The sequence below is a fragment of the Streptomyces sp. NBC_00683 genome (genome assembly GCF_036226745.1).
GTDB lineage: Bacteria > Actinomycetota > Actinomycetes > Streptomycetales > Streptomycetaceae > Streptomyces.
In genome coordinates, this window is sequence record NZ_CP109013.1 from 3864036 (window position 1) to 3889081 (window position 25046).

27 protein-coding genes are annotated in these 25046 nt (G+C 71.1%); 14 read left to right on the forward strand and 13 right to left on the reverse strand.

Annotation, left to right across the window (positions count from 1 at the left end; translation table 11 throughout):
* Positions 1 to 187: 187 nt before the first annotated feature.
* Positions 188 to 1138: a lytic polysaccharide monooxygenase auxiliary activity family 9 protein gene (locus tag OG257_RS17170; protein ID WP_443054418.1), complete on the forward strand. Its 951-nt coding sequence runs from the start codon at positions 188 to 190 to the stop codon at positions 1136 to 1138.
* Positions 1139 to 1194: 56 nt separating this feature from the next.
* Here the strand turns inward: OG257_RS17170 and OG257_RS17175 are convergent, their stop codons facing one another.
* The 5 genes from OG257_RS17175 to OG257_RS17195 all read right to left on the reverse strand — a co-directional run bounded on the left by OG257_RS17175 (position 1195) and on the right by OG257_RS17195 (position 6698).
* Entirely contained in the window at positions 1195 to 3474 is a 2280-nt protein-coding gene (locus tag OG257_RS17175) for an MMPL family transporter (RefSeq protein ID WP_329215145.1), read from the reverse strand.
* 144 nt (positions 3475 to 3618) lie between these two features.
* Positions 3619 to 4314 (reverse strand): copper homeostasis protein CutC, encoded by a 696-nt coding sequence (locus tag OG257_RS17180; protein WP_329208590.1) that lies wholly within the window; start codon positions 4312 to 4314, stop codon positions 3619 to 3621.
* Between the two features lie 136 nt (positions 4315 to 4450).
* Entirely contained in the window at positions 4451 to 5320 is an 870-nt protein-coding gene (locus OG257_RS17185; RefSeq protein ID WP_329208591.1) for a biotin-dependent carboxyltransferase family protein, read from the reverse strand.
* Positions 5317 to 5952, reverse strand: a complete 636-nt coding sequence (locus OG257_RS17190) for a 5-oxoprolinase subunit B family protein (protein ID WP_329208592.1) — start codon at positions 5950 to 5952, stop codon at positions 5317 to 5319. Before OG257_RS17190 ends, OG257_RS17185 begins: the two co-directional genes overlap by 4 nt.
* Entirely contained in the window at positions 5949 to 6698 is a 750-nt protein-coding gene (locus tag OG257_RS17195; RefSeq protein ID WP_329215147.1) for a LamB/YcsF family protein, read from the reverse strand. Before OG257_RS17195 ends, OG257_RS17190 begins: the two co-directional genes overlap by 4 nt.
* Positions 6699 to 6791: 93 nt before the next feature.
* On the opposite strand from OG257_RS17195, the gene OG257_RS17200 reads away from it, so the two are divergent.
* On the forward strand, positions 6792 to 7439 hold the full coding sequence (locus tag OG257_RS17200) for an HD domain-containing protein (RefSeq protein ID WP_329208593.1): 648 nt from the start codon (positions 6792 to 6794) through the stop codon (positions 7437 to 7439).
* 72 nt (positions 7440 to 7511) lie between these two features.
* Positions 7512 to 8771: a Cmx/CmrA family chloramphenicol efflux MFS transporter gene (locus tag OG257_RS17205; protein ID WP_329215149.1), complete on the forward strand. Its 1260-nt coding sequence runs from the start codon at positions 7512 to 7514 to the stop codon at positions 8769 to 8771.
* On the opposite strand, the gene OG257_RS17210 is transcribed toward OG257_RS17205, so the two are convergent.
* Together OG257_RS17210 and OG257_RS17215 are read right to left on the reverse strand one after the other, a co-directional pair.
* A complete protein-coding gene (locus OG257_RS17210) occupies positions 8728 to 9009 on the reverse strand; it encodes a DUF4031 domain-containing protein (protein WP_329208594.1) in 282 nt (93 codons plus the stop codon). The two genes, OG257_RS17205 and OG257_RS17210, sit on opposite strands and share 44 nt — an antisense overlap.
* Positions 9006 to 9374 carry a hypothetical protein gene (locus OG257_RS17215; RefSeq protein ID WP_329208595.1) on the reverse strand — a complete coding sequence of 123 codons (369 nt, stop codon included), beginning with the start codon at positions 9372 to 9374 and terminating at the stop codon, positions 9006 to 9008. The genes OG257_RS17210 and OG257_RS17215 overlap by 4 nt, the downstream gene beginning before the upstream one ends.
* A 103-nt stretch (positions 9375 to 9477) precedes the next feature.
* On the opposite strand from OG257_RS17215, the gene OG257_RS17220 reads away from it, so the two are divergent.
* From OG257_RS17220 to OG257_RS17230, 3 genes are all read left to right on the forward strand, one after another.
* Positions 9478 to 10395, forward strand: coding sequence for a MurR/RpiR family transcriptional regulator (locus OG257_RS17220; protein ID WP_329208596.1), 918 nt, complete (start codon positions 9478 to 9480; stop codon positions 10393 to 10395).
* Between the two features lie 78 nt (positions 10396 to 10473).
* Entirely contained in the window at positions 10474 to 11448 is a 975-nt protein-coding gene (gene murQ, locus OG257_RS17225) for an N-acetylmuramic acid 6-phosphate etherase (protein WP_329215151.1), read from the forward strand.
* A gap of 49 nt (positions 11449 to 11497) precedes the next feature.
* Positions 11498 to 13021, forward strand: coding sequence for a PTS transporter subunit EIIC (locus OG257_RS17230; protein ID WP_329208597.1), 1524 nt, complete (start codon positions 11498 to 11500; stop codon positions 13019 to 13021).
* 75 nt (positions 13022 to 13096) lie between these two features.
* Here the strand turns inward: OG257_RS17230 and OG257_RS17235 are convergent, their stop codons facing one another.
* Entirely contained in the window at positions 13097 to 13864 is a 768-nt protein-coding gene (locus OG257_RS17235) for a GbsR/MarR family transcriptional regulator (protein ID WP_329208598.1), read from the reverse strand.
* Between the two features lie 222 nt (positions 13865 to 14086).
* Between OG257_RS17235 and OG257_RS17240 the strand changes: the two genes are divergently transcribed.
* The 5 genes from OG257_RS17240 (at position 14087) to OG257_RS17260 (ending at position 17389) form a co-directional block, all read left to right on the forward strand.
* On the forward strand, positions 14087 to 14755 hold the full coding sequence (locus OG257_RS17240; RefSeq protein ID WP_329208599.1) for a DUF4097 family beta strand repeat-containing protein: 669 nt from the start codon (positions 14087 to 14089) through the stop codon (positions 14753 to 14755).
* Between the two features lie 12 nt (positions 14756 to 14767).
* Positions 14768 to 15736, forward strand: a complete 969-nt coding sequence (locus OG257_RS17245; RefSeq protein ID WP_329208600.1) for an ATP-binding cassette domain-containing protein — start codon at positions 14768 to 14770, stop codon at positions 15734 to 15736.
* Entirely contained in the window at positions 15733 to 16518 is a 786-nt protein-coding gene (locus OG257_RS17250; RefSeq protein WP_329208601.1) for an ABC transporter permease, read from the forward strand. The genes OG257_RS17245 and OG257_RS17250 overlap by 4 nt, the downstream gene beginning before the upstream one ends.
* A 190-nt stretch (positions 16519 to 16708) precedes the next feature.
* Complete coding sequence (locus OG257_RS17255) at positions 16709 to 16879, forward strand: hydrophobic protein (protein WP_329208602.1); 171 nt, start codon at positions 16709 to 16711, stop codon at positions 16877 to 16879.
* A gap of 156 nt (positions 16880 to 17035) precedes the next feature.
* Positions 17036 to 17389 (forward strand): PRC-barrel domain-containing protein, encoded by a 354-nt coding sequence (locus OG257_RS17260; RefSeq protein ID WP_329208603.1) that lies wholly within the window; start codon positions 17036 to 17038, stop codon positions 17387 to 17389.
* Between the two features lie 100 nt (positions 17390 to 17489).
* Here OG257_RS17260 and OG257_RS17265 read toward each other — a convergent pair whose 3' ends face one another.
* Together OG257_RS17265 and OG257_RS17270 are read right to left on the reverse strand one after the other, a co-directional pair.
* The gene (locus OG257_RS17265; RefSeq protein WP_329208604.1) at positions 17490 to 17723 is read right to left on the reverse strand and encodes a hypothetical protein; all 234 of its coding nucleotides are present in this window, start codon (positions 17721 to 17723) and stop codon (positions 17490 to 17492) included.
* The gene (locus OG257_RS17270; RefSeq protein WP_329215153.1) at positions 17713 to 17967 is read right to left on the reverse strand and encodes a hypothetical protein; all 255 of its coding nucleotides are present in this window, start codon (positions 17965 to 17967) and stop codon (positions 17713 to 17715) included. The genes OG257_RS17265 and OG257_RS17270 overlap by 11 nt, the downstream gene beginning before the upstream one ends.
* A gap of 118 nt (positions 17968 to 18085) precedes the next feature.
* Here OG257_RS17270 and OG257_RS17275 point away from each other — a divergent pair, with 118 nt between their 5' ends.
* Positions 18086 to 18928, forward strand: a complete 843-nt coding sequence (locus OG257_RS17275; protein WP_329208605.1) for a helix-turn-helix domain-containing protein — start codon at positions 18086 to 18088, stop codon at positions 18926 to 18928.
* Positions 18909 to 19175 carry a DUF397 domain-containing protein gene (locus OG257_RS17280; protein WP_329208606.1) on the forward strand — a complete coding sequence of 89 codons (267 nt, stop codon included), beginning with the start codon at positions 18909 to 18911 and terminating at the stop codon, positions 19173 to 19175. Before OG257_RS17275 ends, OG257_RS17280 begins: the two co-directional genes overlap by 20 nt.
* Positions 19176 to 19194: 19 nt before the next feature.
* On the opposite strand, the gene OG257_RS17285 is transcribed toward OG257_RS17280, so the two are convergent.
* Positions 19195 to 19767, reverse strand: a complete 573-nt coding sequence (locus OG257_RS17285; protein WP_329208607.1) for a dihydrofolate reductase family protein — start codon at positions 19765 to 19767, stop codon at positions 19195 to 19197.
* A 303-nt stretch (positions 19768 to 20070) separates the two neighbouring features.
* Between OG257_RS17285 and OG257_RS17290 the strand changes: the two genes are divergently transcribed.
* Complete coding sequence (locus tag OG257_RS17290; RefSeq protein WP_329208608.1) at positions 20071 to 20973, forward strand: hypothetical protein; 903 nt, start codon at positions 20071 to 20073, stop codon at positions 20971 to 20973.
* Between the two features lie 32 nt (positions 20974 to 21005).
* Here the strand turns inward: OG257_RS17290 and OG257_RS17295 are convergent, their stop codons facing one another.
* Both OG257_RS17295 and OG257_RS17300 read right to left on the reverse strand, forming a co-directional pair.
* Positions 21006 to 22175, reverse strand: a complete 1170-nt coding sequence (locus tag OG257_RS17295) for a serine hydrolase domain-containing protein (RefSeq protein WP_329208609.1) — start codon at positions 22173 to 22175, stop codon at positions 21006 to 21008.
* A 149-nt stretch (positions 22176 to 22324) separates the two neighbouring features.
* A complete protein-coding gene (locus OG257_RS17300) occupies positions 22325 to 24913 on the reverse strand; it encodes a glycoside hydrolase family 9 protein (RefSeq protein ID WP_329208610.1) in 2589 nt (862 codons plus the stop codon).
* Between the last annotated feature and the right edge of the window lie 133 nt (positions 24914 to 25046).

Genomic DNA, 25046 nt, shown 5'->3' on the forward strand with positions numbered 1-25046 from the left:
GGCGTTTACAGACCACCAGGCGCGCGCTACGTTTTTGGGAGCGCTCCCACGCATCTCCTGCACCTCCCCTCCCCCCACCTGCACCGGCCGGCTCCGCCGGCACCAGGGTTATCTGCCCCATCAGAGAATCCCCCCGAAGGAGATCAACCTCATGGCTGTGCGAAACATCCTCCGCAGAAGGTCCCCGATGCGCGCACCTCGCGCGCTGAGCCTCCTGGGCGCGGGCCTGTTAGGCCTCACCCTGGCCGGCCTGCCCTCCCCCGCATCCGCTCACGGCGTCGCCATGGAGCCGGGCTCACGCAGCTTCCTGTGCTACAAGGACATGATCGCGAGCGGGAACCAGACCCCGTCCAACCCGGCCTGTGCCGCCGCGGTCGCGCAGACCGGCACCACACCGCTGTACAACTGGTTCGGCGTCCTGGACTCCAACGGCGGCGGGCGGACCACCGGCTACATCCCCGACGGCGAGCTCTGCAGCGGCGGCCACAACGGCCCGTACAACTTCTCCTCGTACAACGCGGCCCGCAGCGACTGGCCCACGACACACCTCACCGCGGGCGCCACCACCCAGATCAAGTACAGCAACTGGGCCGCACACCCGGGCAGGTTCGACGTCTACATCACCAAGGACGGCTGGACGCCGGACAAGCCCCTGGCGTGGGGCGACCTGACGCTCACCCAGACCGTGGACAACCCGCCGCAGTCGGGCGGCGCCGGCTCGGACGGCGGCAACTACTACTGGAACCTCCAGCTCCCGCAGGGCAAGTCCGGCAAGCACATGATCTTCATCCACTGGATCCGCTCGGACAGCCAGGAGAACTTCTACTCCTGCTCCGACGTCGTCTTCGACGGCGGCAGCGGCGAGGTCACCGGCATGAACGGCAGCCGGATGTCCGCCGGCGAACTGGCGGCGGCCGCGGAGAAGTCCGGGACCCGGGCCGAACCGGTGCACGCGGAGCACGCCGGGCACGCCGTCCCGGTCGACGAGGCCGGTCCGGTGGCCTCCGCGCATGACCCGTCGGCCGGCTACCTTCCCGCCGCGACGGCGGTCTCACTGACCGGCGCCGCCCTGATCTTCGCCGCAGGAGCCGTGGCGCAGAGCCGGCGCCGCCGCCGGCAGGCCGGACAGGGCCACTGACCGCGAGGGAGGCTTCGTGAACCCGTGAACCCGGGCCGGTGGCCACCGGCCCGGGTTCACCCGTCGGCCTTGGCGTCGCCCTCCGGGTCCAGACGCGGAAGGATCCGGTCCAGCCAGCGCGGCGACCACCACGCGGCACGGCCCAGCAGGGTCATCACGGCGGGCACGAGGAGCAGCCGGACGACGGTGGCGTCGATGAGCACGCTCGCCGCGAGTCCGAGGCCCAGCATCTTCACGACGATGTTGTCGCTGATCAGGAACGCGGCGAAGACGCTGACCATGATCAGGGCCGCGCAGGTGATGACCCGGGCGGTGATCTCCAGGGCGTGCGCCACGCTGGCCTTGGGGTCCTGGGTGCGCAGCCAGGCCTCGTGGATCCGGGACAGCAGGAAGATCTCGTAGTCCATGCTCAACCCGAAGACGATGGCGAACATCATCATCGGCACGTAGCTCTCGATCGGGACATCGCCCGACACCCCCAGTGCGGGCCCGCCCCAGCCCCACTGGAAGACGGCCACCACGACCCCGTACGAGGCCGCGATCGACAGCACGTTGAGCACCGCCGCCTTGACCGCGACGAGCAGTCCCCGGAACACGGCCAGGATCACGAGGAAGGCGAGGCCGACCACCACCACGATGATCAGGGGCAGTCGGCTGGAGACGATGTCCAGGAAGTCGACCTGGGCGGCGGTCGTGCCGGTGACGTACGTGTTCGCCGAGGTGCCGGAGACCGCGTCCGGCAGGACGTCGTCCGTCAGCCGGTTGGTCAGTTCCGTGGTCCTCTCGTCCTGCGGCGCGGCCACGGAGTACGCGGTGGCCGTGAGGACGTCCCCGTCCGACGTGGGGGTGAGCGGGGTGATGAGGGCGGCGTCCGGCACCTTCGTCAGGGCCTGCTGGGCCTGGGACTCCAGCGCGGACCGGTCGTCCTGCGCGACCGCGCTCTGGTCGATCACGATCGTCAGCGGGCCGTTCGAACCCGGCCCGAACGCCGAGGACATCAGGTCGAAGGCGCGCCGGTCGGTGAAGGACTTGGGGTCGGCGCCGTCCCCGATGTGGCCGAGCTGGATGAAGAAGAGCGGAAAGGCGAGGACGGCCAGCACCACGACGCCGCCGGTCAGGAACCACCACGGCCTGCGCTCGACGCGTTGCGCGTACCGGTGCCAGGTACCGCCGCTGACGCTGCCGTGCGCGGCCTTCCCGGCGTCCGCCTCCGACTCCGTCTCCGGGTCCGCCTCCGTCTCCGCGACCGGCTTGCGTACGTGGATCCGGTCGATGTGCCGCCCGATCAGTCCGAGCATGGCCGGCACCAGGGTGAGGGCGCCGAGGACGGCCGTGACCACGGTGACGGCCGCGGCCAGGCCGAGCTTGCCGATGAACGAGATCCCGGAGACCCACAGTCCGCAGAGGGCGATGATCACCGTGCACCCGGAGAGCAGTACGGCCCGCCCGCTGGTGGCGGTGGCCATCCCGGCGGCGGTCACCGGATCCCTGCCGTCCATGAGGTTCTGGCGGTGCCGGGTGACGAGGAACAGCGCGTAGTCGATCCCGACCCCGAGCCCGATCATCGTGGCCAGCGTCGGTGAGACGGTGGCGAAGGTCATCGCGGCGGCCAGCAGCCCCAGCAGGGCCAGCCCGAAGACGACGCAGACGAGGGCGGTCACCAGGGGCAGCAGGGCGGCCAGGAGGCTGCCGAAGCCGATCAGCAGAACCAGAACGGCCACCGCGAATCCGATGGCCTCGCTCGTCCGGTCGTTCGCCTCCGGCCGGGCCAGCTCGCCCAACGGGCCGCCGTACTCCACGTCGACGCCCTCGGCACGCAGCGGCTGGACCGCCGCGTCCACCCCGTCGAGGTAGCCGGCGCCCAGGGTGGAGGGCTGCACGCTGAACCGGACGGTGATGTACGCCGTCTTCCCGTCGGTGGAGAGCGGCCCGACGTTCGGCGTGGTGGCGGGGGCGTCCGACGACAGGGGGTTCTGGGCCGACAGCACGTCCGGCAGCTTCTGAAGACTTGCCACGACGGTCGAGACCTCGCTGCTGACCGCGCTGAGCGGCCCGCCCGGATCGTGCAGCACCACCTGGCTGCTGTAGCCGCCGGCCGCGGGAGCGTGCGCCTCGAGCACATCCAGCCCGTCCTGCGACTGGGTTCCGGGGATCGAGAAGTCGTCGGAGTAGTCGCCCCCGTACACGTGCTGCAGCGCCTGGCCCCCGGCGAGCGCGGCCAGCCACAGGACGATGACGATCACGAAGTGGCGGGCGCACCATTCCCCGGTCCTGCGCAGCACGCCCGCGCGGCTCGACCGCGCACCGCGGCCGTGGACGGACTGGGAGAGCGGCATGTGGACTCCGGGGGTGGAGCGGCGCACCAGGACACTCAGCATTCAAGTGCCGTTCGAGTGCCCCGGCACTCCCGGAGTGACGGAACGGGTGACGTGCCCGGCGCCTGCCGGAGTTCACGGGTCAGGGCGCCGGGCAGCCGCACCTCACCTGTCGAGCACGGCGCGCCACTCCCGTACGGCCGCCACGTCCACCGGCTCCGACCAGCCGCCCGGCCGTGCCGCCCCGCCGATGTGGAAGGCGTCGATGCCCGCGGCGAGCAGGCGCGGCAGGTGTTCCAGGCGCAGTCCGCCGCCCACGAGGATCTGCGGTTCGTAGCCGGGCTGTCCCGAGGCCGCGCGAGCCGCCTCGGCCAGCAGTGTCGGAATGCCCGCGTCGACGCCGTCCGCCGAGCCCGCCGTCAGGTACGTGTCCAGGCCGGGGAGTTCCGCGAGGTGCTTGCGCAGGGCGTCCCGGTCCACGGCCCGGTCGATCGCACGGTGGAAGGTCCAGCGGCAGCCGTTCAGCTCGGCGACGAGGCGCTCGACGGCGACGAGGTCGACGTGGCCGTCCCGGTCGAGGAAGCCGAGCACGAATTCCTCGGCTCCTTCGGCCCGCATCTCGCGCGCCTTGTCCACCAGGACGTCGATGTCGCCGACCGCGAACCCGTCAGCGACCCGGAGCATCACGCGCAGCGGGATGTCCACTGCGGACCGGATCTCCGCGAGGGTCTTCGGGGACGGTGTCAGGCCGTCCGCGGCCATGTCGGTGACCACTTCGAGGCGGTCCGCACCACCGGCCTGAGCTGCGACCGCGTCCTCCGCGTCGAGAGCGATCACCTCCAGGACTGCACGGTTGCTCATGGGGTTCCATTCCTTCGGAGCGGCTGCAGGTCTAGTCCAATGACCAGCCTACGGGGCGGTCCCCCGAGGGCGCAGCTCCCCATCTGAACGCATGGGTTCTGAACATAACGTGCGACGGGCACGGCTTCCCCCCGCGCTACGCCCGCACGAACCTCACGCGCGTCCCGGGAACCGCCTGTGCGGCCCCCGCCAGCGCCGAGTCGGCGACCACACCGACGACCGGGTAGCCGCCCGTCGTCGGATGATCGTTGAGGAACACCACGGGCCGCCCGTCCGGCGGCACCTGGACGGCCCCCAGCACCATGCCCTCGCTCGGCAGTTCCCCGTCGCGGGCGCGTTCCAGGGCGGGGCCCTCCGTACGCAGTCCGATGCGGTTGCTCTGCGCCGAGACCCGGTACGCGGCGGTCGTCAGTGTGCGGAGCGCGGCCCCGGTGAACCACGCGTGGCGGGGGCCGAGGTGCAGCGGGAGGACCAGTTCGGCGGGCGCACCCGGCCACGGCACCGCTTCGGCGGGCGGGCAGTTGCCCCCATGCCCCAGGGGGCCCAGGGGCAGTACGTCACCGTCGCGCAGGACCGGCGGGCCGAGCCCGGAGAGCAGGTCGGCGGAGCGGCTGCCGAGCACCGGTTCCGGCACCAGGCCGCCCCCGAACGCCAGGTAGCTGCGCAGGCCGTGCACCGCGGGCCCGGCCTCCAGCACGGCCCCTTCCGGTACGCGCACGGGCGCACCCCACGCCACCGGCCGCCCGTCCACCGTCACCCGGCAGCCCGCGCCGCCGACGACGGCGGCCACGGACCGGGTACCGGACAGCCGGACGGCGCAGCCCGTGAGCGTGGTCTCCAGGACGGCCGCGTCCGGGGCGTTGCCGACGAGCCGGTTGGCCAGGCGCCGGGCGGGCCCGTCCAGCGCCCCCGCCCGGGGCACCCCGAGGTGTGCCCAGCCGGTCCGCCCCTCGTCCTGCACGGTCGTCAGCGCCCCGGCCCGGACCACCTGGAGCCGGGGGCTCATCCGCGTACCCCCGCCGCCACGAAGCGCACCCGCACCCCCGGGCCGAGCAGCGCCGCCGGTTCGCGGGCCGGGTCCCACAGGGCGCCCGGTTCCGGCATCCGGCCGACGATCTGCCAGCCGCCGGGCGAGGGGCGCGGGTACACGCCGGTGTACGGCCCCGCGAGGGCCAGCGCGCCGGCGGGTACCCGGGTCCGCGGGGTGGCGCGGCGCGGTACGTGCAGATGCTCCGGCAGCCCCGTGAGGTAGCCGAATCCGGGTGCGAATCCGCAGAAGGCCACCCGGAACTCCGTACCGGCGTGGATGAGCGGTACGTCGTCGACGGCGACGCCCCAGGCCTCGGCCACGTCGCCGAGATCCGGGCCGTCGTAGACGACGGGGATCTCGACGACCTCCCCGGCGCCCCGGTGCAGCGGCGGTATCTCCCAGGCCGGCAGCTGATCGGCCAGTGAGCGGTCCTCCACCCCGTCCAGCAGTACCGTCCGGGCGCCCGGGACGATCTCGCGCACCGCGGGCAGGGCGCCGTCCGCCCGGCGGCGCAGCAGCTCCGCGTGGAAGGCCTCCGCGGCCTCCGGGGAGGGGAGCTCGACCAGCAGGGCCCCGGGGCCGGCGGAAAGCACCCGTATCGCGCTCATGCGAACGCCCGCACGGACACGCCCGCCTCCTCCATTGCCGCCCGGACCCGTCGGGCGAGCGCCGCCGCCCCGGGGGTGTCCCCGTGGACGCACAGGGAACGCGCACCGACGGGTATGCGGCTGCCGTCCGCGGCCGTCACGGCCCGCTCGACGGCCATGCCGACACTGCGGCGCACGACCTCGTCCGCGTCGTGCAGCACCGCGCCCTCCTCGCCACGCGGCACGAGCGTGCCCTGCGGGGTGTACGCACGGTCGGCGAAGGCCTCCTCGACGGCCGTCAGGCCCGCCGCACCCGCACGGTCGAGCAGCCGTGATCCGGGCAGCCCCAGGACTGCCGGACGGCCGCCCGCGAGCAGCACGCCCTCGATGACGGCCGCGGCCTGCTCGTCGTCCCGGACGGTGCGGTTGTACAGGGCACCGTGCGGTTTGACGTACGAGACCGTGGAGCCCGCCGCCTCGGCGAAGACCCGGAGCGCGCCTATCTGGTACGCGATCTCGGCGGTGAGTTCGGCGGACGGCACGTCCATGGCCCGGCGCCCGAACCCGGCGAGGTCGCGGTAGGAGACCTGTGCCCCGATCCGTACCCCCCGGGCCGCCGCCGTGTCGCAGACGCGCCGCATCACGGAGGCGTCGCCCGCGTGGAAGCCGCAGGCCACGTTCGCGCTGGTGACACAGGTCAGGAGCGCCTCGTCCTCGGTGAGGGTCCAGCGCCCGAACCCCTCGCCGAGGTCCGCGTTGAGATCCATCAGGATGTGCGTGGGGTCCACCGGTTCCTTCACGGCCGCACGCTAACGAGAGTTCGGCGAACCGACAAGATCCGGCAGTTCTAAGGTCGTCCCATGACCGACACCGCCGACACCCTCCGCGGCCGCTGGCAGGACGCCCTCGTCGCCGCGCGGGGCGGAGCCCCCGGCCCCGACCCGCTGCCGTACGCCGACAACCTCCTGGCCCGCTGGGCCGAACCGCAGCGGCGCTACCACACCACCGCCCACCTGACCCAGGTCCTGGACCGCGTCGACACCCTGGCCGGCCACGCCGCCGACCCTGACGTGGTGCGCCTCGCCGTCTGGTTCCACGACGCCGTCTACCGCCCCGACCGCACCGAGAACGAGGAACGCAGCGCGGCCCTCGCCGAGCGCGCGCTGGCCGAGGCGGGCGTCCCCGGAGCGGCCACGGCCGAGGTCGCCCGGCTGGTCCGGCTGACCGTCACCCACGACCCGGCGGACGGCGACACGAACGGCGAGGTGCTGTGCGACGCGGACCTGGCGATCCTGGCGGCGGCCCCGAAGGAGTACGGGACGTACGCGGCACAGGTGCGCGAGGAGTACGGCTTCGTGCCGGACGACGCGTTCCGTGAGGGCCGGGCCGCCGTCCTTCGGCAGCTGCTCGGCCTGCCCCGGCTGTTCCGTACGCCCCACGGGGTCGCCGCCTGGGAACCGCGGGCCCGGCAGAACCTCACGACGGAGCTGGAGCTGCTCACCCACTGAGACGCGGGAATTCCCAGGTCGGGGGCGCTGTTGGTGACTGGCATGCCCGACTCCGCTTCCAGCCGTCCCCGCATGCCACTGGCCGTGTACATCCTCGGCCTCTCGGTCTTCGCTCTCGGTACCAGCGAGTTCATGCTGTCCGGGCTGCTGCCACCCATCGCCGACGACATGGATGTGTCGATTCCGCAGGCCGGACTCCTCATATCCGCGTTCGCGATCGGCATGGTGGTCGGCGCCCCGCTGCTGGCCGTGGCCACGCTCCGGCTGCCACGCCGCACGACACTCATCGCCCTCATCGCGGTCTTCGGCCTGGGCCAGATCGCGGGCGCGCTGGCTCCGACGTACGAGGTGCTCTTCGTCTCCCGGGTGGTGAGCGCCTTCGCGTGCGCGGGCTTCTGGGCGGTCGGGGCGGCGGTCGCCATCGCGATGGTGCCGATGAACGCGCGGGCCAGGGCGATGGCCGTGATGATCGGCGGGCTGTCGATCGCGAACGTGCTGGGGGTGCCGCTGGGGGCGTTCCTCGGGGAGCACTTCGGCTGGCGTTCGGCGTTCTGGGCGGTGGGCGCGGCGTCCGCCGTGGCCCTGGCCGGGGTCGCCACCCGGATTCCGCGCATTCCGCTGCCGGACAAGAAGCCGCAGCTCAGGCACGAGGTCGCGATCTACCGGGACCGCCAGGTGTGGCTCTCGATCGTGATCACCGCGCTCGCCGCAGGCGGTGTCTTCTGCGCGTTCAGCTATCTCGCGCCGCTGCTGACGGACGTCGCCGGGCTGAGCTCGGGCTGGGTGCCGTGGGTGCTCGCACTGTTCGGGGTCGGTGCGGTGATCGGTACGACGATCGGCGGCCGGGTCGCGGACGCGCACCTCTTCGGGGTGCTGCTGAGCGGCATCACGGCGTCGACTGTCTTCCTCGTGGCGCTGGCCCTGTTCGCGTCGAACCCGATCGCGGTGGTCGTCCTGGCGTTCCTGCTGGGCCTGTCCGCGTTCTACACGGCCCCGGCGCTCAACGCCCGGATGTTCAACGTCGCGGGCGTGGCCCCGACGCTGGCCGGTGCGACGACGACGGCCGCGTTCAACCTCGGCAACACGAGCGGCCCGTGGCTGGGCGGCACGGTCATCGACGCGGACTTCGGTTTCCCGGCCACGGCCTGGGCGGGAGCCGGGATGCTGGTGCTCGGCCTGGCGGCCGTGGTGGTCTCGCTGCGGCTCGGCGGCGGCAGGCCGTCGCGGCGGATCGCGGCGGGCGGGAAGGACACGGGCGCACGTGCGGGCGCGGGTGTGCCCGCGCAGGTCACTGCGGAGCGGACGGCGCAGGGCGCCCCTTCGGCCGCCTGAGTCCCGCGGCGGTGATCCGGCGCACGATCTCCTTCGAGCCGACCTCCTTCGCCCCGGCGCGCACCGCGTCCGCGTAATGCGCCTCGGGTACGTCGTAGTGGTCGCGCTCGAAGGCACGCGGCGGGCAGCCGATCCCGGCGGCGAAGGCGTGCAGCTCCTCGAAGGACACGTCGCTGACCAGGTGCGACCACAGGCGTCCGTGCCCCGGCCAGGTGGGCGGGTCGATATAGACGGTCACCGGCCCAGCACCCCGGCGAGCGCCCCCACGGGCGCCACGGACACGGTCGCCTTCGTGCAGACCCAGTGCGGATCGGGGCCGAGCTCCGGCTCCACGTCGAGCGCGTGCGGCCCGTCCTCCGTGCACACCGGGCACAGCGGCCAGCGGCCGTAGCGCTCCAGCAGCGCGTCCTGGACGTCCTGCGCTATCAGGCCGGTGACGAAGGACACGCCCTCGGGCCACTGCTCGACCCACCACCGCCGGTGGGTCACCGCGTCCTCGACCAGCGAGACGATCTCGGCCTCGGCGACGTCGCCCGCGACGAGGTCGGCCATCACCAGCGCACGCGCGGTGTGCAGCTCCTGCTCCAGGGTGTTCAACTCCATAGCCCCATTGTCACCCGGGCACCGCGGGCATTGGCCTTGATCCTTCAGAGGTAGGGACCAAAGGGGGGTTGACGGCCTTCCGTCTTGAAAATATCTTTCAAATGTGACCAATGACGTGAAGGAAAGTTTCAGCGCCGATTCCCCGCCCGCGCCGGCGGCACTCGCGGCCAAGGTGCGGACCCTCGCCCCGTCCATGACCCGCTCCATGCAGCGGGTCGCCGAAGCCGTCGCGGGTGACCCCGCCGGATGCGCCGCCCTCACCGTCACCGGTCTCGCCGAACTCACCGGCACCAGCGAGGCCACCGTGGTCCGCACCGCCCGCCTCCTCGGCTACCCCGGCTACCGGGACCTGCGCCTGGCACTCGCGGGCCTCGCCGCCCACCAGCTGTCCGGCCGCGCACCGGCCGTCACCGCCGACATCGCGGTCGACGACCCGATCGCCGACGTCGTGACCAAGCTCGCCTACGACGAGCAGCAGACCCTCGCCGACACCGCCGCCGGTCTGGACACCGTCCAGCTCGGCGCCGCCGTCGCCGCCGCCGCGACCGCCCGCCGCATCGACATCTACGGCGTCGGCGCCTCCTCCCTCGTCGGCCAGGACCTGGCGCAGAAGCTGCTCCGTATCGGGCTGATCGCCCATGCCCACATGGACCCGCACCTCGCCGTGACCAATGCCGTACAGCTCCGCTCCGGCGACGTGGCCATCGCGATCACGCACTCCGGTTCGACCGGTGACGTCATCGAGCCGCTCCGGGTCGCCTTCGACCGGGGCGCGACGACCATCGCGATCACCGGCCGTCCGGACGGACCGGTCTCGCAGTACGCCGACCACGTCCTGACCACGTCCACCGCCCGCGAGAGCGAGCTTCGGCCGGCCGCCATGTCGAGCCGTACGAGCCAGCTCCTCGTCGTCGACTGCCTGTTCATAGGCGTCGCCCAGCGCACCTACGAGACGGCCGCCCCGGCACTGGCCGCGTCGTACGAGGCGCTCGCCCACCGCCGTACCCCTCGCACCCGCTGAGCCACCCGCACCGGCTGATCCACACCCGCACCCGCACCCGCTGAACCGCACATGAACGAGAAAGCAGAGCCGCTGTCCATGACCTCCACCGCCGACACCGACGCCACGACCGCCGACTCCGCCACCGGCGGATACGGCGAGCTGCGCGCCCAGCTCGCCACGCTCACCACCGAGGCTTTCCGCCCCGAGCTCGCCGATATCGACCAGCTCCCCACGCAGGACATAGCGCGGATCATGAACGGCGAGGACAGCACCGTCCCCGCAGCGGTCGCCGACAAGCTGCCGCAGATCGCCGCCGCGATCGACGCCACCGCCGAGCGCATGGCGCGCGGCGGCCGGCTGATCTACGCGGGCGCCGGCACCGCGGGCCGCCTCGGCGTCCTCGACGCCAGCGAGTGCCCGCCCACCTTCAACACCGACCCGTCCGAGGTCGTCGGTCTGATCGCGGGCGGCCCCTCCGCCATGGTCAAGGCCGTCGAAGGCGCGGAGGACAGCAAGGAGCTGGCCGCCGCGGACCTGGACGAGCTGGGCCTCACCGCCGACGACACGGTGGTCGGCATCTCGGCCTCCGGCCGTACGCCGTACGCCATCGGGGCCGTCGAGCACGCCCGCGCCAAGGGCGCACTGACCATCGGTCTCTCCTGCAACGCGGACTCCGGGCTCGCCGCAGCCGCCGAACACGGCCTGGAGATCGTCGTCGGCCCCGAGCTGCTCACCGGCTCGACCCGTCTCAAGGCGGGCACGGCCCAGAAGCTCGTCCTCAACATGCTGTCGACGATCACGATGATCCGGCTCGGCAAGACCTACGGGAATCTGATGGTCGACGTGCGCGCTTCCAACGAGAAGCTGCGCGCCCGCTCCCGCCGGATCGTCTCCCTCGCCACCGGCGCCTCCGACCAGGAGATCGAGGCGGCGCTCGCCGCCACCGACGGCGAGGTCAAGAACGCCATCCTCACGATCCTGGGCGAGGTCGACGGCCCCACCGCCGCCACGCTCCTGGCCGACTCCCACGGCCACCTCCGCGCCGCCCTCGCGGCCGTCCGCACCACCTGACCCCCGCTGCACCACTCCCGCACCCCCGCACAGCAAGGCACCACGCACCATGGCTACTGAAGACAAGAACCGCGCCACCGCCGCCGCGATCCTTCCGCTCGTCGGTGGCGCAGCGAACGTCAGCTCGATCGCCCACTGCATGACCCGGCTCCGGCTGGGCCTGCACGACCGTTCGCTCGTCGACGACGACGCCCTCAAGGCCCTCCCGGCCGTCATGGGCGTGGTCGACGACGACACGTACCAGATCGTCCTCGGTCCGGGCACCGTCGCCCGGGTGACCCCGGAGTTCGAGCAGCTGGTCGAGGAGGAGCGCGCCTCGGCCGCCCCCGTCGTCCACACCTCCGAGGAGCTGGCGGCGCAGGGTGCGGCCATCAAGGCGCAGCAGAAGGCGAGGAACGCCACCCCGTTCAAGCTGTTCCTGCGCAAGATCGCGAACGTCTTCGTCCCGCTGATCCCGGCCCTCATCGGCTGCGGCATCATCGCCGGCCTCAACGGTCTGCTGGTGAACCTCGGCTGGCTGACCTCGGTCACGCCCGCCCTGGCCGCGATGGCCTCCGGCTTCATGGCGCTGATCGCGGTCTTCGTCGGCTACAACACGGCGAAGGAGTTCGGCGGTACGCCGATCCTGGGCGGTGCGGTCGCGGCGATCATCGTCTTCCCCGGCGTCGCGAACATCGACGCCTTCGGCCAGACCCTCTCCCCCGGCCAGGGCGGCGTCCTCGGCGCGCTCGGTGCCGCGGTCCTCGCGGTGTACGTGGAGAAGTGGTGCCGCCGCTGGGTGCCCGAGGCCCTGGACGTCCTGGTCACCCCGACCCTGACGGTCCTGATCTCCGGCCTCGTCACGATCTTCGGCCTGATGTACGTGGCCGGCGAGGTCTCCTCCGCCATCGGTACGTTCGCCGACTGGCTGCTCTCCACGGGCGGCGCGGGCGCGGGCTTCCTGCTCGGCGGCTTCTTCCTCCCGCTGGTGATGCTGGGCCTGCACCAGGCCCTGATCCCGATCCACACCACGCTCATCGAGCAGCAGGGCTTCACCGTCCTGCTCCCGATCCTCGCCATGGCCGGCGCCGGCCAGGTCGGCGCGGCGGCCGCGGTCTACCTGCGCCTGCCCCGTAACGAGTCGATCCGCAGAACCATCAAGTCCGCCCTCCCCGCAGGCATCCTGGGTGTCGGCGAGCCCTTGATCTACGGTGTCTCGCTCCCCCTCGGCCGCCCGTTCATCACGGCCTGTGTCGGCGGTGCCTTCGGCGGCGGCTTCGTGGGCCTGTTCAACCAGCTCGGCGACTCGGTCGGCTCCACGGCCATCGGCCCGTCCGGCTGGGCCCTGTTCCCGCTCCTGGACGGCAACCACGGCCTCGGCTCGACGATCGCGATCTACGCGGGCGGTCTGGCGGTCGGCTACGTCGCCGGGTTCGTCGCCACGTACTTCTTCGGCTTCAGCCAGGCCCTGCTGACGGAGTTCAACGTCTCCCAGGAACCGGTCCCGTCGACGGTCGCCGCCACGGGCGGCCACCCCACCACGGACCCGGGCACCGCTCCGGGCGCCCCGGCGAAGGAACCCGCCGGAGTCTGATCCACCCACGCACACCCGTCTGATCCGTCGGCGGTACCCGGTCCGAACCGACCGGGTACCGCCGACGCGCGTTTTTCAGGACGGCTGTACGTCGTCCGACCGCGGCTCGGCAGTGGCACCCGGGGTCGCTTCCGATGTCGCGTAGAGGACATCGCGGGCCTGCTCCGCGGCGCGGGTGATGCTCTCGTTGACGAAGTCGAGGAAGCGGGCGATGTTCTCGAGGCGGACACCTGCCGGGGTGTCGTGGCCGAGGACGCCCACGCCCTCCCGTGCGGTCTCAACGAGTTGGGCGGTGGACCGGGCGCTGGCCATCATCGACTGGTACCAGACGTCGTCGTCGACGATGTAGCGCTCGCGGCGGCGTTCGTCGCGTTCCCGGCGGACGAGGCCCTGGCCCTCGAGGAACGCGATCGACTTGGAGATCGACGCCGGGCTGACCTGGAGGCGCTCCACGAGCTCGGACGCGGTGAGGCTGCCCGCGTCGGTCGTGTAGAGACAGCCCAGCACCCGGGCCATCATCTTGTTGGACAGGCCCGTCTGCATGAGGACGTCGGTGAACGTCTCCTCGTACTCGCGCACGGCTTCGGCGTCGCGTCCGTAGGGCTGCGGGGATGCCTTCGGGTCCCGGGGTGCGGCCTGCCTTCGCTGATGGGTGCGGCGTTCGGTGGCGCGGTGGGCCAGGTCGGCGCGATAGGCGGTGGGGCCGCCGTTGCGCATCACCTCACGCGTGATCGTCGAGGTCGGACGGTCGAGCCCTCTGGCGATCTCCGCGTAGGCGAGTCCGTCGGCCAGCCCCAGCGCGATCTGCTGGCGTTCCTGCTGAGTGAGCCTGCCTCCCGGCATCGCGATCTCCTTCGTTCTTCCCTGAGGCCGCCAGCATAGCGTTCACACTCATTCCATTGCAACGCAACGAGTGTCAGCTGTTGCATTAGAGGACAAGCCATTGCAACGATTTCCTGACTCTGACCAGTACTGATGGCGATTTCGCGCAACGATTGCGTTGCCAGAACTTCGAACGCAACGTAGCGTTTCACTCATCAGAAACACGGAGCCAAGGAGAGAACAATGCAGAAGTTCGACACCCCCAACCAGGTCTCGACCGTCCTCGACATCCCCGCAGGGCGCATCCGGTTCATCGCCGCCGACCGGGCCGACACCACGGTCGAGGTCCTGCCCGCCGACGCCTCGAACAGCCGCGACATCAAGGCGGCCGAGCGCATCACCGTCGAATACGCCGACGGCGTCCTGCGGATCGGGGCCGCGCCGGCGAAGAACCGGATCCTCGGCAGCTCCGGATCCGTCGAGGTCACCATCCAGCTGCCCGCCGGCTCCGACGTCGAGGCGAAGGCCGCCGACTCCGAACTCCGGGGCGTCGGACGGCTCGGCAACGTGGTCTTCGAGGGCGCGCAGAGCTCGGTCAAGCTCGACGAGACGGCGAGCGCCCGCCTCACCCTCCTCGCCGGCGGCATCGAGGTCGGCCGCCTGGGCGGACCCGCGGAGATCAGCACCCAGAAGGGCGACCTCCGCATCACCGAGGCCATGGGCGGCACAGTCACACTGCGCACCGAGTCCGGCGAGATCTCGGTCGGCGCCGCCCGCGGAGTCTCCGCCTCGCTGGACGCCGGTACCGCCTACGGCCGGATCCACAACGCGCTCAAGAACACCGACGGCACCGCCGGTCTGAACATCCACGCAACCACTTCCTACGGCGACATCACCGCCCGCAGCCTCTGAGGAGCACGCATCATGACCAACCTGGCCATCGCGGCGAACGGGCTGCGCAAGTCCTACGGCGACAAGCTCGTACTCGACGGCGTCGACCTGAACGTCCCCGAAGGAACGGTCTTCGCCCTGCTCGGCCCGAACGGTGCCGGCAAGACCACCGCCGTCAAGATCCTCTCCACCCTCATCACCCCCGACCCCGCCTCCGGCGAGATCCGGGTCGGCGGTCACGACCTCGCCGCCGACCCGCAGGCGGTACGTGCCGCGATCGGTGTCACCGGGCAGTTCTCCGCCGTGGACGGGCTGATCACCGGCGAGGAGAACATGCTCCTCATGGCGGACCTGCACCACCTGTCCAAGCAGGAGGGCCGGCGGGTCGCCGCCGAGCTCCTGGAGCGCTTCGACCTCGTCGAGGCCGCGAAGAAGCCCGCCTCCACCTACTCCGGCGGCATGAAGCGCCGGCTCGACATCGCGATGACCCTGGTCGGGAACCCGCGGATCATCTTCCTCGACGAACCGACCACCGGCCTCGACCCCCGCTCCCGCCACAACATGTGGAAGATCATCCGCGAGCTCGTCACGGGCGGCGTCACCGTCTTCCTCACCACCCAGTACCTGGAGGAGGCCGACGAACTCGCCGACCGCATCGCGGTCCTGAACAACGGCAGGATCGCCGCCGAAGGAAGCGCCGACGAGCTCAAGCGGCTCATCCCGGGCGGGCACGTACGGCTCCGCTTCACCGACCCAGCCGCCTACCGCTCCGCCACCTCCGCCCTGACCGACATCACCCGCGACGACGAGGCACTGTCCCTGCAGATCCCCAGCGACGGCAGCCAGCGCGAACTGCGCTCCATCCTCGACCGACTGGACTCGGCCGGCATCGAGGCGGACGAACTGACCGTCCACACCCCCGACCTCGACGACGTGTTCTTCGCCCTGACCGGCGCAAGCGTGCCCACCCAGCCCAGCCAGCCCAAGGAGGCTGTCCGATGAGCTCCTTCTCCCTTGCCGTCCGCGACTCGTCCACGATGCTCCGCCGCAACCTCCTGCACGCGCGCCGCTATCCGTCCCTCACCCTGAACCTGCTGCTCACCCCGATCATGCTGCTCCTGCTCTTCGTCTACATCTTCGGCGACACCATGAGCGCCGGCATCGGCGGCGGGGACCGCTCCGCCTACATCGCCTACATCGTCCCCGGCATCCTGCTGATGACCATCGGCTCCACCGTGGTCGGCACCGCGGTGTCCGTCTCGGGCGACATGACCGAGGGCATCATCGCCCGCTTCCGCACCATGGCCATCCACCGCGGGTCCGTGCTCTTCGGACACGTCGCCGGGAGTGTGCTGCAGGCGATCATCAGTGTCGTCCTCGTCGGTGCCGTCGGCGTGGCCATGGGCTTCCGCTCCACTGATGCCACCGTCCTGGAGTGGCTGGCGGCCTTCGGGCTGCTGGCGCTGGTCTCCCTGGCGTTCACCTGGATCGCGGTCGGGATGGGCATGGGCAGCCCCAACGCGGAGGCCGCCAGCAACAACGCCATGCCGCTGATCCTCCTGCCGCTCATCTCCAGCGCCTTCACCCCGGTCGACTCCATGCCCGGCTGGTTCCAGCCGATCGCGGAGTACCAGCCCTTCACCCCCGCCATCGAAACCCTCCGCGGACTCCTCCTCGGCACCGAGATCGGCAACAACTGGTGGATCACCATCGCCTGGTGCCTGGGCCTCACCGTCCTCGGCTACCGCTGGTCGAAGGCACAGTTCGACCGCGACCCCAAGTAGTCGACATGCCGAGCGGGCCGCGACCCGCCCACCTGGACAAGGCCCGTGGCCGCCATCCCCCGATGGCGGCCACGGGCCTTTCGCCCGCACCACCGTCGGCCGTCCCGTGACGGTCCCGAGAAGAATCCATGGATGATCCGGGTGTAAGTAATTACTTCAAGGGCACCAGAGGTCTTGGAGGTTGATAACAATGGTTCCCCTTATACTCGTTCTTCTGCTCGCCCTGATTCTCTTCGGTGCCGGATTCGCACTCAAGGCACTGTGGTGGATTGCAATTATCGTCCTGGCTGTGTGGCTGATCGGCTTTGTCGTCCGCCCGACGGCGAGCGGCGGCCGACGTGGCCGGTGGTACCGCTGGTAGAAGGCCTTCACCAGCACATGACGATGCGGGTGGGCCCGGACTCCGACTCCGGGCCCACCCGCATTCTTCATTTCCCGTGGAACGGCATGCGTGGCTTCCCGGAATGAGGGAACACGAGTGAGTACACACGAACTCCCGTCGCGAAAGGAGCCAATGATGAACAACCATCTGTGGGGTTACCAACCGACAAGTGGTCACACCTCCGGCGCCGACCTGACCGGTTACTCGGTCGAGGCGACGGACGGAAGCGTAGGAAAGGTCGACAAGCATTCCGACGAAGCGGGCTCGGCCTACCTGGTCGTCGACACCGGCGTCTGGATCTTCGGCAAGGACGTCCTCCTGCCCGCCGGCACGGTCAAGGGCATCGACACCGAACACCGCACGATCTTCGTCGACCTGACCAAGGGCCAGATCAAGGACTCCCCGGAGTTCAACCGGCACAGGCACACGACCGATCCGGGCTACCACGCCCAGCTCGACAGCTATTACACGAGCTACCGCCTCATGTGAGACCACGCACCACCGCTGAAGAGGCGGGGGTCCGGCCCGGACACACGGGCGGACCCCCGCCGTTCAGCTGTGGCCGGGCCCGCACGGCCGCCCCTCCCCGTCACGGCAACCGGCCCTCCCGGTTGATCTCCGTCACCCGGGCCCGCAGCACCAGCCCCGGCGGGGCCGGCCGGACGGCTTCGGGCGGGCAGTCCCACTCCGCACCGCCGCCCGGCGGACGCAGCTGTACGTACGGTCCGACGCGCCCCATCACCCGGCCCACCCGCCCGTCGCGGCCGTCCACCGCGAACGTTCCGGGTTCCGGCAGGCACGGTTCCAGTCCTTCAACTGTCATGGGCCGCCGCCGCTTCCCGCTTCTTCTCTTCCAGCTCGGCACTCAGCCGCAGGGCCGTATCGATCGTGCAGCGACCCAGGTCGACCAGCGGCACCGGCTCGCTGCCCGCGCACGACACCAGGTCGATCCGCAGCGAAGGCAGCTTCACGCCGACCCCCGCCAGCCCGGCCCGCAGGCGCGCCACCGCGTCCTCAGCCGCCCGTACTCTGCCTGCCGCCTCTTTGCGCCGTTCTGTAGCCGTCATCATGATCTTCCCCATTTCCACGCTGAGTAGTTGCCATGCCTACTCAGCGTGTCCAATTCCTCGCTACCGTGGAAGAGGTGCAGTTCCAACACCCGTACGTGTGTCACAGGGAGTCGCCTTGCCCGGACCGAAGAAGCTCGATCCCTCGTCCTCACCCCGCGCCCTCCTGGGCGCCGAACTCCGCCACAGACGAGAGACCGCGGGCCTCTCCCAGGACGAGCTGGGCATACCCCTGTTCGTCAGCGGCTCCTTCATCGGCCAGCTGGAGGCGGGGACGCGACGGATGCAGGCGGACCAGGCCCAGAAGCTGGACGAGGTGCTGAACGCGGGCGGATTCTTCGCGCGGAACTGCGTAGCGCTGAAGCAGTCGAAGTACCCGGACCACTTCGCGGAGGCGGCGGAGGCGGAGCGACTTGCGAGCACCATCAAGGAGTACGCACCCCTACTCATCCCGGGGCTGCTGCAGACGGAGGGGTACGCACGGGCTGTGTTCCGCGCCTACCGGCCGACGGCCACGGAGGCTGTGATCGATGACCTGGTAGCAGCGCGGTTGGAGCGGGCTCAGCTCCTCGCCGACCCAACAACGCCCATGTTGTGGGCGGTTCTGGATGAGGCTGTGTTACGCAGGAAGTCGGGCGGGGCCGCAGTGATGGCGGGCGCACTTCAGCACGTGGCGGCGCTGGCCCACCAGCACCGGGTGATTGTCCAGGTGCTGCCCTTCTCGGCAGGCGCGCATATGGCCCTCGAAGGCCAGCTGAAGCTGATGTCGTTCCCCGACGCGCCTCCGCTCGCCTACCTCCAGGGCCTGGGCACAGGCCACTTGCAGGACGATCCGGCAACCGTCAGGCACTACGAACTGACCTACGATCTCGTTGCGGCCAGCGCATTGTCACCGGAAGCGTCCCTGGCCCTGATCGAGTTGGTGGCGGAGGATTACGCCCATGAAGATCAGCAGCTCTGACTACGACCTGTCCACGGCGACCTGGCACAAGTCCACGTACAGCGGGGGAAGCGGCGGTGACTGCCTGGAAGTCGCGACCTGGCGGAAGTCCACGTACAGCGGTGGGGACGGCGGCAACTGCCTGGAGGTAGCAGACGGCCACCCCGGCATCGTTCCCGTCCGGGACTCCAAGGTGGCCGACGGCCCGGCGCTCGTGTTCCGGACCGCCGCGTGGGCGGCCTTCGTCACCGGCCTCAAGCACCCTTAGGCGGATCGGCGAGCAACGGTCAGCGGACGACGTCGAAGACGTTCTTCTGCAGGCCGTTGGGGTACGCCTCGTGCTCGACGAGCCGCAGCTTCTGGGTGTCCTTGTCCGTGTCGCTGAACAGGCGCTTGCCCGCGCCGAGCAGGAGCGGGAAGACGAGCAGGTGGTAGCGGTCGATCAGGCCGGCGTCCGAGAGGCTCCGGTTGAGGGCGGCGCTGCCGTGGACGATGATCGGGCCGCCCTCGGTCTCCTTCAGCGCGGCGACCTCGTCGAGCGAGCGCAGGATCGTGGTCGGGCCCCAGTCCGAGACCAGCGCGTCCTCGGAGAGCGTGGTGGAGACGACGTACTTCGGCATGACCTTGTAGTCGGCGAAGTCCTCCATGCCCGGCCAGACCGGGCTGAACGCCTCGTAGCTGGCCCGGCCCAGCAGCATCGCGGCGGCTTCCTTCTGCTCCCGGCCCTTGATTTCGAACGCTTCGGGGAGGAACTCCACGTCCTTGAAGGTCCAGCCCGAGTTCCGGTAGCCGGGCTCGCCGCCCGGGGCCTCCACGACGCCGTCGAGTGAGATGAAGGCGGTGGTGATCAGGGTGCGCATCGAAGGTCTCCAGAAGTCTCGGTGTCTCTTGTGTCGATTCTCAACAGGGTTGACTGCGGTTCGTGGAGAAACTCATCGATCATCACCGGACCGGGGCTCAAGCGGCGAGTTCCGAGCGCTCTTTCAGCGGAATGGGTGGAGGGATTGTTTCCCACCCGCCCTCCCCGCCTGGCGGGTTGACTTTTCGTGACCGACTTGCAACGGACGGTGGCGACGCTCTAGCGTTCCGCATAACAAGCGACCCCCGCCCGGTGCGGGAACACCTGACAGGGGTCTGACCACCTCGATCGAAAGCGCGATCCGATGGCTGCGAGCCAGTTTAGTGCTGCCCCCTCCACCCCGTACGAGCCCCCGCACCCGATGGCCAATCCCGGCTACGGCAAGCGCTCGGCTCCGGACCAACGACCCCGCAGTGAGCGCGATTTCGCGCAGCTGCCGCCCCGTGAGGCGGCCGTCGCCGCGTACATCGACCGGCTGCCCGACGGCGCCGACAACTCCGTGAAGACGCTGGCCAAGTGGCTCCCGTACGGGCAGTGCGCCCTGCGTACCGCACTCAACCGGATCCAGGCCGCCGGGCATCTGCGCCGGGGCAGTGAGTGCGTCGCGACGGAGGAGGTGCTGCTCTGGGTCACCCGGACGTTCTTCTCCCGGACCGCTCGCGACGACGACTGGTGGGCGGCCTTCACCCGGGGCGACGTACCGCAGGAAACCCAACGCCCCACGCGCTCGCGGGCGTTCGTCCTGCTGGCCGCCCTGGGCCGTACCGCACCCTCGCTGAGCCTGTCGGCGGCGGACTGCGTGAGCCTGGAGCCGCAGGTCAGCGAGTGGTTCGAGCGGGGCGCCACCGAGGCGGAAACGCTGCGCGCCCTGACCGAAGGGCTCCCCGCAGTCGTCCACCACCCCGCGTCCCTCGTCCGGCGCCGCCTCATCGACAAGCTGCCGCCCGAGCGGACCCACCCGGTCGCCCGGACCGTCCTGCGCACCCTGGAGTGCAGCGTGTGCCGTGCGCCCGGCAGCCCCGAGGCGCTGCGCGGCGGCCGGTGCGGTCCGTGCCGGGAAGAGCCGCTGGACACCCCCGCCGGTCCCCCGGGAGCCGTGCCCACCAGCGGGGTGCGCGAGCGGATGACGGCGGTCCGGGCGGGCCTCGTGCCACGGCAGGACAGGACCGTCAGGGCCAAGGAGTCCATGGCCCGCACCCGGCGCTGAACACTCGCCTCAACCGCCTTCCCTCCGGTCCGTCATCGGCAGAGCGCGTTGTCGACGAGGGTGCGCAGTGCGTCCTCCTGCCGGGCCGCCACCACCGGGTCCGCGGAGCGGCTGTGCGCCGAGACGGTGACCGTGCGGCGGCCGTCGGCGGTGGCTGCGGCCCGGACGACGTAGCCGAAGCCGCTCCCGCCGTGTCCGAGGTACTCGCCGCCGCAGGACAGCGGGGTCAGGAACAGTCCCAGGCCGTCCCGGGTGCCCTCCGGGTGGCCCGCCCCCGGCGGCACCGGAACGGTCGTGCGCATCTCGGCGCGTTCCGCGGGCCTCAGCAGCCGTCCGGAGGCCAGGGCTCCGTAGAACCGGTTGAGGTCGCGGGCCGTACCGGTCATCGATCCGTCGGCGCCGCTGTCGAAGGGGCGGTAGGGGATCGTGGTGTCGGTCATCGGGCCGTCCTGGGCGAACTGCTGGTAGTTGGCCGTGTGCGGGTACGGGAGGTGGGGCGAGGTGCCGGGCGTGTCCGTGTGGCGCATGCCGAGGGGGCGCAGGATGCGGTCGTGGACCTGCTGCTCCCAGGACCGACCGGTGACCGCCTCGACGATCATTCCGGCGAGGACGTAATTGGTGTTGGAGTAGGCCCAGCGGGTGCCCGCCGGGAAGTCCGGCTCGTGCCGCATCGCCAGGGCGACCAGTTGCTCGGGCCGGTAGGCGCGCCACCGTTCGGCGTAGTAGGTCCGAAGGCCGGGGTCGGGGAAGACGTCGCCGATGTAGTCGTGCAGGCCGCTGGTGTGCCGCAGCAGGTCGCGGACCGTGATCGTCCGGCCGTCGTTGCCCGCCCCGGACACGGTGCCGGGCAGGAGCTCCTCCACCGTCCGGTCGAGGGACAACCGCTTCTCACCCACCAGTTGCAGGACGACGGTGGCGACGAAGGTCTTGGTGGTGCTGCCCAGCCGCAGATGACCGCCGTCGACGACCGGGCCACGGCCGACCAGGTCCTGGACGCCCGATACGGCCGTGACCGCTCCGCCCGGAGCGTCCAGGCGGACGGACACCCCTGTCACGCCGGTATCGCGCAGCGCGTCGGCGTCGCGCTGCAGGGTCGGACCCGCAGGGCCGCTACGCGGGGCGGCGGAAGCGGCGGCGGGCGGGAGGGCGCACAGCGCCAGTGTCAGAGCGGCAGTTGACAGCCGTAAGCGACGGAAGACCATGATCCGAGGCTAGGAACGGCCGGTACTGCCCGGCCATCCGGCGCACACCCCTGCGGAACGGGTGACAGCCGGATGGACAGCCGCGTGGCGCCCGGGCGCGGTGTCCGCCGGGAGGCGGGCCGCACCCGGGCACGATCGCGGGCGGGAGATCAGCCCGAGCTGCAGGAACGGCCGTTCAGCTTGAACGCGCTGGGAGCGGCCGCCGCGCCGGAGGCCTTGGTGTTGAACCCGAAGTCGACCGTGGCACCCGGCGCGATCACCCGGTTCCAGGACAGCGGCCGGGCGCTGAGCGTCCTGCCGTGCTGGTCGAACTCGGCGCTCCAGGTGTGGCTGACCGCCTGCTCGCCGGGCAGGAGCCAGGTCAGCTGCCAGGGCGAAACAGGCTCCGGGCCGGTGTTCTTGAGCTTCACCGTGACCGTCGAGCCGCTGTTCCAGGGGTGCGAGGTGTAGGAGACCGCGCACGTGCGCGACGCGGTCCCCCGTCCGTCGCCGGCGTCGTCCAAGTACGAGGCGATGAAGGCGAGCGGCGCGTTCCAGTTGATGGTCACCTCGTTGGTGGCCCAGGAGCCGATGTCGTCGAGGTAGCACATCGCGGGTGCGCAGCCGCCCAGCTTCTCCGCGGCGACCGGGTCACCGGCGGCGACGGCCGTGAGGTTCGGTCCGCCCGCGATCGAGCCGGCCGGCGGGTGGGGCAGGTCCGGGTCGTTCTGGTGCGCCCAGAAACGGTGGTGTTGATTGTTGGAGTCCCGTTCGCCGTAGCCGGTGACGTACGACTGGTTGAGAGGATTGCGGCCGAGGAGGTAGTCCGCACCGCTCAGCACCGCGTCCTGGTACGCGGCTTCGCCGGTCAGGTCATGGGCCGTGGCCAGCACGACCATGTTGTTCAGGACCTGGCTGTTCGAACCCCAGACGTAGTCCTCGTCCTTCGGGGCGTACGGGAGCCCGTACACCTGGTCGCGGGACTGCGCGGCGTAGCGGTCGGCGGCCGTGGTGACGACGGAGCGGACCTCACCGAGCTGCGCCGTGGTCAGGCCGTTCGGCACGGTGGCCAGCGTGAGTACGCCCAGACCTCCGGTAGAGGCCCACGAGATGCCGCCGCCTGCCGGGAAGACCGCGTCGGTGTCGCCGTGCAGTTCGGAGGAGAGCACGGCCTGACGGAACGCGTCCTCTCCCGTCGTGGTGAACAGCTCCGCGGCGGCCCAGTAGAACTCGTCCGAGACATCGCCGTCGCTGTAGGTGCCACCGCCGGTGCCGTCGTTCGGGTCAGCGAGGACGTCCGGGTGCGCCTCGGCCGCGGCCCAGGCGGTCCGGGCGGCCTTCAGGCAGCGGCCCGCGAAGGCCGCGTCGAACGGGGCGTAGAGCCGGGCGCACTGGGCGGCCGCGGCGGCCAGGTTGAGCGTGGCGGCCGTCGAGGGCGGGTGGAGCTCACGCTGCTGGGGGTCGAGGTGCGGGGCCAGCGGCAGCCCGGTCCAGGCGGCGTCGTGCATCTTGTGGTGGGCCATGCCGGCCAGCGGCTCACCGGCCGGGACCTGCATCCGCATCAGGAACTCCAGCTCCCAGCGTGCCTCGTCGAGGATGTCCGGTACGGCGTTCCCCCGCTCCGGCACCCTCAGCGCACCGTCCCCGAACTCCGCGGATTCCGCATCGGCGGCGGTCAGGGTTCGCTCGTACGTGGCCATGAGCTGGGCCACCGAGATCCCGCCGTTGACCACGTACTTCCCGTGGTCGCCCGCGTCGTACCAGCCGCCCGACGCATCCAGCCGGTAGTCGCAGACCCCGGGCTGGCACGGGACGTCCGTGTCCCCCTTGTTGGGCGCCACACCGATGTGTCCGGCAGGCCGCGCGTAGGCCTCGCCGACGAGGTCGGCGTCGATGGGGATGCCGCTCCGGTTGTGGTAGAAGTACGCCAGCGCGTCGGAGCGCAGGCTGTCGTACAGGTCGGCGCGCAGCGAGAACGGCTCACTGACCTGGCCGTCGATCTCGACGGTGTATCCGTCGCCCGCGGTGGTCAGGCCGCTGAAGTCGAAGGTGTGGACCCGCTGGTGTGAGCTCGGGTCCTCTCCCTGCGGGACGGTCGTTCCGGTGGCGGCCGTCGAACCGTCGGCGGCCTTCACGGACCAGGGAAGCGGTGCGTCGGCGTCGGTGACCACCGTGCCGTTCTTGGGGCCGTGGGGCAGGTATCCGACCTGGTTGACGCGGACCGGCGACCCGGTGTCCGGCTCGTACACGGGCGGCTCGGCTCCGCCGCGCAGGGACACGTCGTCGAGGCAGAAGGTGGTGGCGCTGTCGCCGCCCCCGATCTGCAGGGCGACCTGGGCGCCCGCACGGTCGGCCGTGGCGGTGAAGACGTGGCTGACCGTCACGGCGTCCGGTCCGACGGGGTCGGCGGTGGCGAGCTCCGTGGCGTACGGAGCGGTGGCCTCCTGGACGCGGGTCTGGACGGTGAGGGGTTCGGTCGACGTGGCCGTGTAGCTGAGCGTGTAGCTCTCGCCCGCCACGATCGGGATGTCGTTCTGGCCGATGATGACGTCCCACGGGTTGACCGTGCCGGCCGGGACCGCGGCGCAGAGCCGGCCCTCGGTCACGGCGCCGGACGTGTTGGCCGTCCACCACCAGGGGGCGGTACCGGAGGCGAAGTCGCCGTTGGCTATCTGTTCGGGGCCGGGGTCGGCCTCCTGGGCACCGGCCGTACCGGGCACCGCCAGTGCCGCTGCGAACAGTAAGACGGCGGCTGACATTCCGAACCCGCGCCGCCCGAGCCGGGATCGGGCGGGCGCGGGCCGCGCGGAGGGGGGTGAGGCATTCACCGGGAGGACCTTTCGTCGACTGGGTGGGGGGCCGGGAACACAGAGGTGGGAGCACGAGGCGGGA